14 protein-coding genes and 1 rRNA gene are annotated in these 15,019 nt (G+C 35.5%); 7 read left to right on the forward strand and 8 right to left on the reverse strand.

The genetic code is table 11. The features are described from left to right. Positions 1-124 precede the first annotated feature (124 nt). Positions 125-964, forward strand: coding sequence for a 4-hydroxybenzoate octaprenyltransferase (ubiA, locus tag A9G03_RS02895; RefSeq protein WP_065798366.1), 840 nt, complete (start codon positions 125-127; stop codon positions 962-964). Between the two features lie 948 nt (positions 965-1,912). Here the strand turns inward: ubiA and folP are convergent. From folP to rlmE, 3 genes are all read right to left on the reverse strand, one after another. Then, entirely contained in the window at positions 1,913-2,749 is an 837-nt protein-coding gene (folP, locus tag A9G03_RS02900; protein ID WP_065633281.1) for a dihydropteroate synthase, read from the reverse strand. Between the two features lie 182 nt (positions 2,750-2,931). Further along, on the reverse strand, positions 2,932-4,812 hold the full coding sequence (gene ftsH, locus A9G03_RS02905; RefSeq protein WP_081297447.1) for an ATP-dependent zinc metalloprotease FtsH: 1,881 nt from the start codon (positions 4,810-4,812) through the stop codon (positions 2,932-2,934). A 77-nt stretch (positions 4,813-4,889) separates the two neighbouring features. Then, positions 4,890-5,516, reverse strand: a complete 627-nt coding sequence (gene rlmE / locus A9G03_RS02910; RefSeq protein ID WP_065633282.1) for a 23S rRNA (uridine(2552)-2'-O)-methyltransferase RlmE — start codon at positions 5,514-5,516, stop codon at positions 4,890-4,892. Between the two features lie 98 nt (positions 5,517-5,614). Between rlmE and yhbY the strand changes: the two genes are divergently transcribed. Then, positions 5,615-5,908, forward strand: coding sequence for a ribosome assembly RNA-binding protein YhbY (gene yhbY / locus A9G03_RS02915; protein ID WP_065633283.1), 294 nt, complete (start codon positions 5,615-5,617; stop codon positions 5,906-5,908). A gap of 41 nt (positions 5,909-5,949) precedes the next feature. On the opposite strand, the gene greA is transcribed toward yhbY, so the two are convergent. After that, positions 5,950-6,426 (reverse strand): transcription elongation factor GreA, encoded by a 477-nt coding sequence (gene greA / locus A9G03_RS02920; protein ID WP_065559646.1) that lies wholly within the window; start codon positions 6,424-6,426, stop codon positions 5,950-5,952. A gap of 250 nt (positions 6,427-6,676) precedes the next feature. On the opposite strand from greA, the gene A9G03_RS02925 reads away from it, so the two are divergent. From A9G03_RS02925 to hslO, 3 genes are all read left to right on the forward strand, one after another. Then, the gene (locus A9G03_RS02925) at positions 6,677-8,266 is read left to right on the forward strand and encodes a hypothetical protein (protein ID WP_143425813.1); all 1,590 of its coding nucleotides are present in this window, start codon (positions 6,677-6,679) and stop codon (positions 8,264-8,266) included. Between the two features lie 105 nt (positions 8,267-8,371). Beyond that, the gene (gene hslR, locus A9G03_RS02930) at positions 8,372-8,770 is read left to right on the forward strand and encodes a ribosome-associated heat shock protein Hsp15 (RefSeq protein WP_141671509.1); all 399 of its coding nucleotides are present in this window, start codon (positions 8,372-8,374) and stop codon (positions 8,768-8,770) included. Then, positions 8,763-9,635: an Hsp33 family molecular chaperone HslO gene (hslO, locus tag A9G03_RS02935; RefSeq protein WP_065798368.1), complete on the forward strand. Its 873-nt coding sequence runs from the start codon at positions 8,763-8,765 to the stop codon at positions 9,633-9,635. The genes hslR and hslO overlap by 8 nt, the downstream gene beginning before the upstream one ends. Positions 9,636-9,929: 294 nt before the next feature. On the opposite strand, the gene tsaA is transcribed toward hslO, so the two are convergent. The 4 genes from tsaA to metN all read right to left on the reverse strand — a co-directional run bounded on the left by tsaA (position 9,930) and on the right by metN (position 13,473). Further along, positions 9,930-10,649 carry a tRNA (N6-threonylcarbamoyladenosine(37)-N6)-methyltransferase TrmO gene (gene tsaA / locus A9G03_RS02940; protein WP_065798369.1) on the reverse strand — a complete coding sequence of 240 codons (720 nt, stop codon included), beginning with the start codon at positions 10,647-10,649 and terminating at the stop codon, positions 9,930-9,932. A 124-nt stretch (positions 10,650-10,773) separates the two neighbouring features. Further along, a complete protein-coding gene (locus A9G03_RS02945; protein WP_065798370.1) occupies positions 10,774-11,673 on the reverse strand; it encodes a MetQ/NlpA family lipoprotein in 900 nt (299 codons plus the stop codon). A gap of 14 nt (positions 11,674-11,687) precedes the next feature. After that, the gene (locus A9G03_RS02950; RefSeq protein WP_065633293.1) at positions 11,688-12,329 is read right to left on the reverse strand and encodes a methionine ABC transporter permease; all 642 of its coding nucleotides are present in this window, start codon (positions 12,327-12,329) and stop codon (positions 11,688-11,690) included. Positions 12,330-12,441: 112 nt separating this feature from the next. Further along, positions 12,442-13,473: a methionine ABC transporter ATP-binding protein MetN gene (metN, locus tag A9G03_RS02955; RefSeq protein WP_065798371.1), complete on the reverse strand. Its 1,032-nt coding sequence runs from the start codon at positions 13,471-13,473 to the stop codon at positions 12,442-12,444. A gap of 115 nt (positions 13,474-13,588) precedes the next feature. On the opposite strand from metN, the gene gmhB reads away from it, so the two are divergent. Continuing rightward, positions 13,589-14,125, forward strand: a complete 537-nt coding sequence (gene gmhB, locus A9G03_RS02960; protein WP_065798372.1) for a D-glycero-beta-D-manno-heptose 1,7-bisphosphate 7-phosphatase — start codon at positions 13,589-13,591, stop codon at positions 14,123-14,125. A 756-nt stretch (positions 14,126-14,881) separates the two neighbouring features. Beyond that, positions 14,882-15,019 (forward strand): 16S ribosomal RNA (locus tag A9G03_RS02965); the annotation flags it as partial.

Here is a 15,019-nt window from a genome sequence, read left to right on the forward strand (position 1 = left end):
TATTCATTATGACAACTTGCTTTTAAATCTTAATGTTATTGACCGATCCGCAAGTTGTTGTACATTGCAGCTTTTAAGGGAAACGGTATAATCCTGCTATTACTTTTTAGATAAACACCAAATTATGTTAGCTTATTTACAACTGATGCGGTTAGACCGACCAATTGGTACCTTATTATTACTATGGCCCACACTTTGGGCAATTTGGCTGACTGGGCAGCCTTATACTTATGTCTCGGTGATATTTGTTTTAGGGGTAATTGTTATGCGGGCGGCTGGCTGTGTGGTAAATGATTATGCCGATCGTCACTTTGATGCCCATGTCGAACGAACCCAAAATCGCCCATTGGCACGCGGTGCATTAACTGCCAAAAATGCTTTATGGACACTAGTATTACTTTTAGGGATAGCGCTTGGTTTATTGTTAACTTTAAACAAATTGACTTGGTTAATTGCCTGTTTTGCTTTATTAACCGCCATGATTTACCCTTTCATGAAGCGTTATACTCATCTTCCTCAAGTTATTTTGGGGTTAGCATTTAGTTGGAGCATTCCAATGGTGTACGCGGCAACCATCGAGCAATTTCCATTAACTTGCTGGTTACTTTGTTTAGCGAATATTAGCTGGACGGTCGCTTATGATACTGAGTATGCTATGGTCGATCGAAATGATGATATAAAAATTGGTATTAAATCAACGGCAATTCTATTTGGTTGTTATGACAAATTAATGATTGGTGCGTTACAAATGATCACCATACTCTGTTTATTTATTGTTGGGTTAATCAATCATTTATCGTTTATATACTATAGCGCGTTAGCATTAGCCTTGATGTTATTTATCTATCAACAAACATTAATCAAACAACGCCAACGCAGCAACTGTTTTAAAGCGTTTATGAATAATAATTCTGTGGGATTATTGGTTTTTGTCGGGATTTTTTGCAGTGAGTGGTTTGTTTGATTGATTTTCATCCATAAATATGGATATTTCCTTAAACTTCTTGTCGGTAATTGTCTCTATTTATCAATCAAATTTGTTTTTTTAATTTCTTAACTTCTTAAAAGAAGTTAAGGATTTTTTGTATGGTAAGATTTCGGGTATTAATGGTTTAGTGATTTTTTCTTTTTGGTGAAAATGTCCGAGTAAAGCGGGAGTGGTGGAAATCCCGCTTTACAAACTACTCGTATCATCCATGATACTTGCCTCTTCGAGGCCATCATCGCGGAGCGATTTCCATAAAAAGTTGTCCCCGCCTTATGCTGGTCATTGCGTGACTGCCCTCGCTTCGTAAATTGTCACTTAACGAACCGGCGTATCCTACTTTCTGTGCGCTCTCGCCTCATTCAGCATTCTGCCGAATGTTCTATGTCAATTTCATTACTCGGCAGCATTCAAATGGGAGACTGGTATCTTGATTAACCTCTCGTTGAAATAAAAAAAGAATCTAATTTCCAGTCGAAAAGTTTAATGAAAGAGTAGCATTTTAGTATCGGATCTTAAAAATCGCAAAATTCTGCATCAATAAGCTAAGGCGTTTATTAAAGATAATATTCGCGCAATTACAAAGAGCCGACAATTGATAGCGGTTAGTATGCCAAATAGGGAATTTGGCAAGACGCTGTTCTATCAGGAGCAAATTAGCGACGGTGCGTAAGACCACACGAAGGTGGAGGGCGCAGACCGCTTTGTCCTTGTGCTGTGAGGAGGGTTAGGGGATTTGGCAAAAATTCCCTAACTCAGATGTTTTCACCAAAAAGAAAAAATCACAAAACCATAAACGTTTGACACCAACACCAAACTAAAAAACTCAATCCGTGGTTAAAAATTTTTAGGAAATGGATGCGTTTTTGTATACCCCAAAAATCTCTAGATTTTACATTTTTACATCTACTACAAAATAAACATTTTTTATTTTTGTTCCGCTAATGTTGCTTGTACAATTCGTAGTGCATCAAATGTCTCTTTAACATCATGGACACGAATAATGTGTGCACCTTTCATTGCAGCAATGACAGCACAAGTTACACTACCTAGCATACGCTGTTGTGGTGGTACATTTAGTACTTGTCCAATCATGGATTTACGTGACATGCCTACCAATAAAGGGAGGTCAAAATGGTGGAATTTTTCTAATGTTGCTAAGAGTCGATAATTATGCGTCAAGGTTTTACCAAAACCAAAGCCCGGATCGAGGATAATTTTTTGTCGATCAATTCCTGCTTGTACGCAACGATCAATATGTTGAGCAAAAAAGTCATCCACTACTTGATAGATATCTTGTTCATAATGTGGCGCATTTTGCATAGTTTTTGGATCGCCTTGCATGTGCATAATACAAACGGGCAATCCTGTTTGGGACGCTGCTTCAATTGCGCCAGGTTCGGTTAATGCACGGATATCATTGATTAAGTGTGCACCTGCTTTTGCCGATTCTGTTATTACTTGTGGTTTTGAGGTATCAACCGAAATCCAAACATCAAAATAACGGGCAACTTTTTCAACTAAAGGAACCACTCTATCGAGTTCTTCTTCAACCGAGACTTCAGCCGCCCCTGGTCGAGTTGATTCTCCACCAATATCAATGAATGTGGCACCGGCTTGGATCATGTTATCGACACGACGCATTGCATCATCAAGATTGTTGTAATTGCCGCCATCAGAAAACGAATCTGGTGTCATATTTACAATCCCCATCACTTGTGGATAAGAGAGCTCCATTACTTGATTTTGAAAACGTATTTCCATGGTTATAGCCTTATTCGATTTTTATTGATAATGTTTTAGTGTGATATTGAAAACTCTTGAGCACAGTTGTTGCATGCATTTTATGCAGATTATGATTTTATTCTTGCCCTATTTATTAGATAGTTATTTTAATATTATCGATAAAAAACGCGCCGTAGCGCGTTATATTTTATTAAAGTCGATTAACTTTCTGATTGAGGTGGTGTATCGCTTCCTTCATTTGGGATTTGATTTGCTGCTTTTTCGTCACTTTCTGTCCAATCATCAGGCGCAGTGATAGGTCGACGAGCAATTAAATCTGCAACTTGTTTAGCACCAATAGTTTCGTACTTCATTAACGCATCTTTCATAGCGTGAAGTACATCCATATTTTCAGTCAGTATTTTACGTGCACGTTCAAAATTACGGTCGATAATTTTTTTGACTTCTTCATCAATGATACGTGCTGTTTCGTCTGAAATATCTTTAGGACGACCATAAGATGAGTTATCATCCATTTCATAAAATAACGGACCTAAGCGATCAGAAAAGCCCCACTGAGTAACCATCGCTCTGGCGTATTGCGTCGCGACTTTAATATCATTAGATGCACCGGTTGATACTTTATCAACACCGTAAATAAGTTCTTCAGCAAGCCGACCACCATAAAGTGTTGCAATGTCACCTTCTAATTTTTCACGGCTTTCACTAACGCGATCGCCTTCAGGTAAAAAGAAAGTAACCCCTAATGCACGCCCACGTGGAATAATGGTGACTTTGTGAATCGGATCATGATCAGGCATTAAATAACCAATAATTGCATGACCAGCTTCGTGATAAGCAGTAGAAATAAGCTGTTCTTTAGTCATGGTTAATGAACGTCGTTCAGTACCCATGTTAATTTTATCTTTAGCTTCTTCAAACTCGTCCATGGTGACTAAGCGCTTATTACGACGCGCGGCAAATAGTGCGGCTTCGTTTACAAGGTTTGCTAGTTCAGCACCAGAATAACCAGGTGTACCACGTGCAAGAACGGATAAATTGACATCAGAACCAAGTGGAACTTTACGTACATGAACGGCTAAAATTTGTTCACGGCCTTTCATGTCCGGTAAACCAATTTGTACTTGGCGGTCAAAACGACCTGGGCGAAGTAATGCTGGATCTAAAATATCAACACGGTTGGTTGCCGCAATAATGATGATGCCACTATTCGCTTCGAAACCATCCATTTCAACAAGCATTTGGTTAAGGGTTTGTTCACGTTCGTCATGACCACCCATTGAACCTGCGCCACGTTTACGTCCAACAGCATCAATTTCGTCAATAAAAATGATACAAGGCGAATGTTTACGAGCTTGTTCGAATAGATCGCGGACACGAGATGCACCGACACCAACAAACATTTCGACAAAGTCAGAACCCGATATACTAAAGAAAGGTACATTGGCTTCACCCGCGATAGCTTTGGCAAGTAGCGTTTTACCGGTACCTGGTGGTCCAACCATTAAAATACCTTTTGGGATGCGTCCACCTAGTTTTTGATATTTGCCAGGATCGCGTAAAAAATCCACGACTTCGGTGACTTCTTGCTTCGCTTCTTCACTACCTGCAACATCGGTAAACTTAGTTTTGACTTGATCTGGAGTGAGCATTTTTGCTTTACTTTTGCCAACAGACATTGGCCCGCCTTTGCCTCCCCCCTGCATTTGGCGCATGATAAAAATCCAGAAGCCAATTAATAGGATAATTGGAAACCAAGAGATTAAAATATTAACTAATAAACTCGGTTTTTCATCAGGGCTACCATAAACAGCAACTTTGTTTAATACCAAATCATCCATTAATTTTTCATCAAAATAAGGGATGTAGGTGACATAACTGCCGTTACCTTTAGTGGTAGCAACAATTTCACGTCCGTTAATATGCACCTCTTGAAGTTTGCCACTCGTGATGTCAGAGTTGAATTGGGTATAATTGACTTGAGGACCACTATTGGATACTGAGCTGAATTGATTAAATACAGCAATCAATACTACCGCAATGACTCCCCAGATCAGCAAATTCTTTACCATGTCGTTCAAAAGAAAAACCTCTCATAAAAATTAACAGTTACGACTAAAATTAACTTAGCAATGGTACTACAAAATTATACAACTGGCTACTTCATACCCATTGCAACGATATAAACTTCTCGGGATCTTGCCCGTGAAGCTTCAGGTTTACGGATTTTGACTGTTTTAAACATTGAGCGTACCTGTTTTAGGTACTCTTCAAAACCTTCACCTTGGAATACTTTGACAATAAAATTACCATTAGGTGCAAGCACGTCGCGACACATATCAAGCGCGAGTTCAACTAAATACATAGCTCGAGGAATATCAACAGCGGGTTGACCACTCATATTGGGCGCCATATCTGACATCACAACTTGAACTTTTTGATCACCAACGCGTTCAAGCAGTGCTTTTAATACAGCTTCATCACGGAAATCACCTTGCAAAAAATCAACGCCGACAATCGGATCCATGGGTAATAAATCACATGCAATAATGCGGCCTTTATTACCAATTAAAGATGCAACGTATTGTGACCAACCACCAGGCGCTGCACCTAAATCAACAACGGTTATTCCAGGTTTGAATAGCTTGTCACTTTTTTGAATTTCTTCTAATTTGAACCATGCCCGAGATCGTAATCCCTTTTTTTGGGCTTGTTGTACAAAGCGATCTTTGAAATGTTCATTAAGCCAGCGTGTTGAACTTGCCGAGCGTTTTTTATTACTCACCGCTAATAAATCCTTAGTGTAAGAAGGTTTCTTCAATTGATTACTCATATATATAAGGGTAGAATAGCAAAATTACAACTTAATGTGATAAAAAATTAATGAATTTATCAAATAAACAAAAACAGTATTTAAAAAGTGAATCTCATCATCTAAAACCTGTTGTGATGATTGGTGCTAATGGGTTTACTGAAGGTGTTCTTGCTGAAATTGAAAGCGCTTTAAATTTTCATGAATTAATTAAGATTAAAGTGTCAGCTGAAGATCGTGATAGTAAAAAATTAATTTGCGATGCAATTATCCGTGAAACCAAGGCACTAGCTGTACAGCAAGTAGGCTCTATTTTTACCATTTTTAGACCAAGTGATGAAAAGAAAATCACTTTACCAAAATAAAAACAGGGCAACAGCCCTGTTTTTTTGCAATTGAGTTTTTACTAAATATATTCAACTTTAACAATATCAAATTCTACATCACCGCCCGGTGTTTTAATTTGGACTGTGTCACCATCTTCTTTGCCAATTAAACCTCTGGCAATAGGTGAGTTGACCGAAATCAGATTTTGCCTATAGTCAGCTTCATCATCACCTACAATGCGATAAGTTGTCTCTTCGTCGGTATCAACATTGATTACTGTTACTGTGGCACCAAAAATTATACGTCCGGTGTTTTTCACTTTGGTAATATCAATAATTTGTGCTTGTGATAACTTGCCTTCAATTTCTTGAATACGTCCTTCACAAAAGCCTTGTTGTTCTCTGGCTGCATGGTATTCGGCGTTTTCTTTTAAATCCCCGTGCGCTCTTGCTTCGGCTATAGCTGCTGTAATTTGTGGTCGTTTAACATTTTTCAGCTCTTCCAATTCCGCGCGTAATAATTCGGCTCCCTTTACCGTCATTGGGATTTGTTTCATCTTTGCTCTCCCGTTTTACTGATAATAAATAAAAAATAACAAGCCCAACGCTTAATCAAAAGCGTGGCAGGTGGTGATTATATTTGTATATGTTATTTTAAAAGACACCAATGTCTATCGCTATATATTAACTGTAAAACCGATCTGACCACAAATCATTTATATCGAAATCAGGTGCTATTTTGGCTAAAATCGGTTATCGTAATGTAATTATTAATATTTTAATTTAACCATTTAGTCTATTTATGTTATGCGACGATTAAGATTATCTATAATTATTGTCTTGTCTATTATTTGGTTTGTGTTGTTATTACCTTATTTTTTAATGCAGACTTCTTTTGGTGCAAATTTAATTGGGCAACAATTATCAAAATTAAGCCCTTATACTATTTCTATTGGTAAGGTAAGTCATTCGTTTTCAAATTTATACGAGCTATCTTTTGATGATGTTGTGATTAGTAATGAAAAGCAGCAATTGGTCAATGTGCAAAAATTAGTTGTTGGATTTGATAAAGATAATCTTTGGCAGTTAAATCATTTCAATTATATTACTGTTTTCGAAGGTGTGATTGATTATTCACAAACAGCTAAAGATTATAATTTTACAGCCAACACGTTAAAATTTGTGGATACCAACATCAATATTCCCCTCAATAATAACCAAGATAAATTATCACTAAACCAGTTAAATGGTGGCATTAAGTCATTTAATTCGCAAGGTGAGGGAGACTATCAGTTTGATTTGACGGCACAGCAAGTTATGTTGAATCAACAGGCAATGGATAAGGTACTTATTCAAGGCTTTCATCGAAATAATATTATTACTGTTACCAATTTAGGTGGTAATGTTGATAACGGTTTTTTTGTTAGTAAATTGAAAATAATGGCGGATAATAGCTGGGATATTGAACAGTTGAAGATTAATAAGATTCATTTTAAATCGATGGATGACCGCTATTCTGCAATACTGCCTAAGTTAGTTATTCGCCAATTAACTATGTTTGATAGTAGTATTCAACTTCCAGAATTAACTATTGATAAAGGGAATATTGATGCAACTAACCTACGCTATGATCAACAATGGATAGTAGATGATAGTGATGTTACTTTGAGTGCAGAGAGTGTAGTTTGGCATGATGAGGTATTTTCATCGGCATTGTTACAATTACAGTTTAAAAATAATCAAGTTGAAATTCAAAAAGCGATGGCAAATTGGAATGAAGGTAATCTTGATTTTACTGGTAGTTGGAGCGATAACGCCTTACATTTAGAAAAATTATTATTAGCTGGTGTCAATTACCAAGTACCGCCAAAATCAGAAGGATTCTTATTACCCGATCTATTTAGCCGAGTAGAAGTGGATCAGTTAACCATTTTACCTGGTATGTTAATTGATAAAAATTCAGATTTTCCATTTGTTTTTATCAATTTTGAAATGTCAGGCTCTAATGTAGTCTTAGTTCAAGATAGAAAATTAGGTATTTATGCTGGAACCTTATTTTGTAAAGCTGAACTGGGCTCTATTAATGAAATTGATATTAAATATCCCGATCTTGTTGTTAAATTTGATGCTCAAGATCAAACTTTAGTCAGTTTTAGTTCGTTAGTGAGTGGCGGTATGGTTGAAGCAATAGCGACAATAGATCCAACGCAAACTGAATTTGTCTCGTTACATTTAACTGCCTATAATATCTCCAGTTTACTATTGAAAGAGTGGAAATTAATAGAAGAACCACCTAAATCCATTAATTATAGTGCAGATTTACACGGTAGTATTTCACCATTTAAATTATCTGGCACTTTATTGTCTAATGAAAACGAGTTTATTATTAATCCATAATATTGATTTAAGTAAAAACATCCTTATATACCCTGTAAAGATATTTGATATCTGACTAGTGTTTAGTATCAGATTGACTTGATGAAAAATGTATATGAGGATGTAATGAATCCAGTTAGATTAGATAAATGGTTGTGGGCTGCAAGGTTTTATAAAACTCGTTCATTAGCTCGAGAAATGGTTGACGGTGGTAAAGTTCATTATAATGGACAGCGCACTAAACCAAGTAAAATTATTGAAGTGGGTGCAATTTTAACTCTTCGACAAGGTTCTGATCAAAAGACCATCCAAGTATTAGCCATTACTGAACAGCGTAGATCTGCTACGGAGGCACAATTACTTTATCAAGAAACGCAAGAAAGTATTACTAAACGCGAAACAATAGCGCAAGCACGTAAACTTAACGCATTAACTATGCCACATCCGGATCGGAAACCGGATAAAAAAGAGCGACGTAACTTGATTAAATTTAAATATGATAGACAACTAGGCGAAAATAACTAATATGGATACTTTAAATCGATTTTTATTTGATAATCATGCTATTCGAGGTGAAATCACCCATCTTGAACAAACATATCAGGCAATTTTAGATAATCACATTTATCCGGTTGCTGTACAAAAAGTATTAGGTGAATTACTGGTGATAACCAGTTTGTTAACGGCTACACTAAAATTTGAGGGCGATATTGCAGTACAATTACAAGGCGATGGTCCTTTATCTTTAGCGGTTGTAAATGGTAATGATCAGCAACAACTTCGAGGAGTTGCGCGTGTAAAGTCTGATATTGCCAATAATGCGACACTTAAAGAAATGGTTGGTAATGGTTATATTGTTATTACAATTACCCCTAAAAATGGTGAGCGTTATCAAGGTATTGTTGGATTAGAAAGCGATACGCTTATTGGTTGTATTGAAAACTATTTCATGCAGTCTGAGCAGTTGCCAACACGTTTATTTGCCAAAACAGGCGTTTATAATAATAAACCTGTTGCTGCTGGTATTTTATTGCAGATATTGCCAGGAAATGAAAATACATCAGATTCTTTCGAGCATTTATGTACTTTAACTCAAACGATTACTAGTGATGAGTTATTTGAACTGTCTACTGAAGAAATTTTATATCGTTTATATAATCAAGAACAAGTTCGATTATTTGAGACACATAACGTGACATTTAAGTGTAGTTGTTCTCGTGAACGTTGTGAAGATAGCTTAATGACTTTGCCTGCCAATGAAATAGATCAGATGCTAAAAGAAGATGGTGGCAAAATTGATATTCACTGTGATTATTGTGGAAAACATTACGTATTTGATGCAATTGATATTGCACAAATCAGAGCTAAACAGCATACCAATTATCATTGATTTTTCTTTCTAAAAGGACCACTAAAATTTGTTAAAATTTTAGTGGTAAGGTGAAATATAGGGAAATTAAACCCAGTTCTAATTTACCAGACTCGTATAATTATGTCAGTCTCTTTTATCAGTTTTGACAGATATTTTTGTAAAGAATCTTTACAAAACTTTTTATGACAATAATACCTAAAAATATCTTATTAATTGTTTTTAATATCAATAAGTTAGGTAGTTTACTTTTTACTTAATAAACTAAAAGTGTTTCTAGTATAGAATTTATAATAATAACGGCAGTAATGCGATTTATGTTTTGTTGTTTTTTTCTATATCAATATCTTCAACTATGGCATGTTTATCAGAAATTCTACACTTAATATTAAAGTGATAAAGTCTAAATCCATAATCCTGCTCTTTCAAACTTTTTTGTTTATATGCAGGCCTTGGATCTTGAGCAATAACTTGAGTAATTAATGTCGCTAAATTAGGGTATGTCAGTTGATATAATTTTAGTGATTGCTGTGCTTGTTTTGAAAATTCAACGGTTAAGGTTTTATCTGGCATCGCTTGAGCATAACCGGCAATTGCCTCAGGATAACTATCACAATAAGGTAAGTAGGGTTTGATATCGATAACCGGTGTTCCATCTACTAAATCAACACTACCTAATTTTAAAATGACTTGTTTGTTTTTTATAACGATATCTTTCAACGCTACTGCTGATAAACCAATATGGTTGGGTCTAAATGGAGAACGGGTTGAAAACACCCCTAACGTTTTATTTCCGCCTAAACGAGGTGGGCGCACTGTTAAACGCCATTTGTCTAATTCAATTTGATGAAATTGAAATAGAAGCCAAAGATGAGAAAACTGTTCTAATCCTTTAATTGCATCAGGGTTATTGTAAGGTGGTAACAAATGCAGTTCACCTTGACCTTCAGTCACTAAATTAGGTTGTCGAGGCACAGCAAATTTTTCACTATAAGGTGAATGGATAATGCCTATTGGGTTGATTATTTGTTTCATATTAATTGAGTTAACAGGTACAACTCATGAGTAAAATACATTTTATAATAGTGATTACGATATCTTAAAAACATCCACCGACATTAAGTCGGTGGAAAAACATCATAATATTTTAGCTATGATTTTACCAACCACGAATTGCGCCGCCATTAAACACTTGATTTGCTTTTTGGGCTACGGCATCTGTCTGGTAAGCTTTAACAAAGTTTTTGACATTGTCATTATCTTTATCTACTTCACGTGATACGATAATGTTTACATAAGGTGATTCTTTATCTTCAACAAAAATACCATCCTTGCTTGGTGTTAAATTAGCTTGTCCTGCAAAAGCGTTATTAATAATGGCAAGGTCAACTTGTGCGTCCTTTAATGAACGCGGTAACATTGGTGCTTCAAGTTCAACAATTTTATAATTATACGGGTTGCTGGTTATATCAAGTACTGTCGGTAGTAATCCTTTTGATTTATCCACCGTAATCATGCCTTCATGTTGTAATAAAAGTAATGAACGGCCTAAATTAGTTGGATCGTTAGGAATGGCTATCGTTGAGCTAGCTGGAATAAAGAAGGTTTCGTCACGTGGTGAGGTTACTTTCACGCCGGCACCAGTTTCAGCTGATTTATCAATTGGTTTTAATTTATGTGAATAGCTAGCAATTGGATAAACAAATGAGTTGCCGACTACTGCTAATTTATAACCACGTTCTTTCATTTGTTCATCTAAATAAGGTTTATGTTGGAATGCGTTAACATCAATTAAGCCATCATTTAGTGCTTGGTTTGGCGTGACATAGTCATTAAAAATAACCAGTTCTACATCCAAGTTATAAAGATCTTTAGCTTGTTGTTTAGCAACTTCTGCAACTTCTTGTTCTGGACCTGAAATCACGCCAACTTTAATCGTGTTAGTTTTTACAGGCTCTACCGGTTTATTTTCTTCTGTTTTTGATTGTTTATTATCACAACCCGTTAAAAAAAATGCACTCACCAAAGTAGTGATAAGTGCTAGCTTTTTAATAGACATAATTTTCTCCAAAATTAATGATGAGTAACACGTTTTACAATAGCATTGCCAATAAATTGAATAATAAATACGATAATAATTAATATTATCAAAACCGTATTCATTATAGCAGGCTTATAACCATTGTAACCATATTGTATTGCTAATTGACCAAGTCCCCCTGCACCAACAGCACCAGCCATAGCAATATAGCCAGTTAGGGTAATTAATGTAATTGTCATACTGTTAACAATGACAGGTAATGATTCGGGTAATAAAACTTTATAAATTATTTGTAATGGTGTTGCTCCCATTGAACGTGCTGCTTCGATTAATCCTTTTGGTACATCTAATAAGGCATTTTCGATCATTCGTGCAATTAGAGGAGATACACCAATACTCAGTGGTACCACTGCTGCTTGTTTACCAATAAAAGTTCCCATAAGAAATGTCGTGAAAGGAATAATCCAGACAATCAAAATAATAAATGGTATGGAACGAAATACATTAGTAATAAATGAAATAGCGTTATTTGCTAAGTAACAATCTAAAATTTGTCCTTTGCGTGTGGTATAAAGTAGTATGCCTATCGGTAAGCCAATAACTGTTCCCCAAAAACCTGACAAAATAACCATGTATAGGGTTTCATCGGTCGCTTGTGCCATTTTGAATAACATGGCTTCATTAAAGCCATTAAAAGAAGAGCAAAAAGTCACAAAGTTTGCCCAAAAATCGTGTTCAGCTAAAAATCGAAATAATGACTCAAAAGGTTTAAACGAAGGAAGAAAATTAAACATAACCTAGCACCTCTACTTTGGTGTTATTGTTCTCTAAAAATTGTATTGCTGATGCTGTGCTTTTCGGTTTGCCTTTCATTTCTGTCAACATTAATCCAAACTTAACACCGCCAGCATAATCCATTTGAGCACTGATAATGTTACTATCAATATCAAACTCTTTAGCAATTTGGGATAACAGTGGTAAATCAACTGAAACACCCGTAAATTCCAATCTTACTAATGGATTTAAACCTTCTTTATATTCAGGTGATAGCCTTGCTAAATAATCCTCAGGGATAGTTAAGTGTAAAGTCGATTGTATAAATTGCCTTGCAATATCAGTTTTGGCGTGTGAAAACATTTCGCCAACCGATGATTGTTCTACTAATTTACCATTACTGATAACGGCAACTTGATCACAAATTTGTTTTACCACATCCATTTCATGAGTGATTAATAAAATGGTTAAACCGAGTTTTTGGTTGATATCTTTTAATAAAGCTAAAATAGAGCGTGTTGTTTCTGGATCTAATGCGCTAGTCGCTTCATCACATAATAATACTTTAGGTTCACTGGCTAACGCTCTAGCAATAGCGACGCGTTGTTTTTGACCACCCGATAAATTAGCTGGATAGACATCAGCCTTTTCACTTAAACCTACAAGTTCAATAAGCTCATTTACTTTTTGCTTGATTACCTTTTTAGGCGTTTTATTTAGTTCGAGTGGAAAAGCAATGTTATCGAATACAGTTCTAGATGATAACAAATTAAAATGCTGAAAAATCATGCTAATCTTTCGGCGTACTTCAATTAATTTTCGATTAGATAAATGGGTAATATCTTGGTTATCAAAAAGTATTTTGCCACTGGTTGGTTTTTCAAGTAGGTTTACGCATCGAATAAGTGTACTTTTTCCCGCTCCTGATTTGCCAATAACGCCATAGATTTTCCCTTTTGGAACATGAAGGGAAATGTCGTTTAAAGCATGAATCGGGGTCTTATTATGCTCAAATATTTTCGAAATATGCTGTAATTGTATCATAATATATATAGACAAAGAGTAGATAGCTGAATATTAAGACGTCTAGACATCTAAGTCAATCAATAATATGCTATATGCATTGGTGTAACGCCTAAGTAAAAGGAAAAAAGTAAACATGAAACCTGCTATTTTTTTGGATCGAGATGGTACGATTAATGTCGATTATAATTATGTTCATACCATTGATAAATTTGATTTTATTGATGGAGTTATAGAGGCCATGCAAGAGCTCAAAAAAATGGGTTTTTTGTTGGTGATTACGACCAATCAATCAGGTATAGCTAGAAATATCTTTACGGAAGAACAGTTTAATACATTAACAGAATGGATGGATTGGTCATTACAAGATCGTGGTGTAGATTTGGATGGAATCTATTATTGTCCTCACGATCCATTGATTGATAAATGTGAATGTCGTAAGCCGAGTCCTGGTATGATTCAAACGGCAGCCAAGGAATTAAATATCGATATTGCAAGTTCATATATGGTTGGGGACAGAGTATCTGATTTATTGTCGGGTAAAAAGGCAGGCGTTAAAAAAACAGTTTTAGTCAAAACGGGTGATGCCATTACTGAAGAAGCATTAGCACAAGCTGATTGGGTAATTGACAGCTTGGCTGATTTACCAAGTAAAATAAGATCACAATTGTGATAGACGATGTAAATTCAGACAAAGCATTGAAACAATACTGTATTGTTATAACTATCAGTGATCACTTTAATTTTGAAACTCTGCATTAATAAATAAATGTTGGTTACATTTTGGTTATCCTGACTTAATCAGGAAAGAGATATTCAAATGACAAGATAAACAATATTAATACTAGAATCTATTATATGGTGTTATCACTGACTTTATTTTAGTTTTTGTTATAACATGAAAGTCCTGTCGTATTTAAAATAGCTAAATTGGATGATGATAAGTTCGATTCAATTTTTACTCTTTTAATTTTAATTGTAATATTCAAAGCGATTTTAAATAAAAAATGTATAGAGATAGCTTGTTTTTGATACGTAATGTGTAAAAAAAACACAAACAGAAAAAAAGTGGCAATAAATACTTGCAGGAAAATTTAAAGTGCCTATAATGCGCATCCACTGACACGGCGTTAGTGAAAAACAAACGAAGAAGGTGTTAGAGAGCAAGATCAAAAATATTGAAAAAAGATCTTGACGAATAAAAAGGTGTAGCGTAGTATACGCAGCCCTTGAGACAGCAAACTGAAACAACAAAATGTTTAGTTAAATTTAAAGCTGTCAGCTCTTTAAAAAGAAGAAACAGACAATCTGTGTGGGCACTTGCGAGACGAAAGATTAAAGTCTACGGACTCAAAAAATTAAGTCTTGATAAGTGACACTGAAGATTCATTTGAATTATGTCAGAGACAGTTATTGAGCATCAAACTTTAAATTGAAGAGTTTGATCATGGCTCAGATTGAACGCTGGCGGCAGGCTTAACACATGCAAGTCGAACGGTAACATGAGTGCTTGCACTTGATGACGAGTGGCGGACGGGTGAGTAAAGTATGGGGATCTGCCGAATGG

The organism is Gilliamella sp. wkB171 (assembly GCF_001693755.1).
Taxonomy (GTDB): domain Bacteria; phylum Pseudomonadota; class Gammaproteobacteria; order Enterobacterales; family Orbaceae; genus Gilliamella; species Gilliamella apicola_F.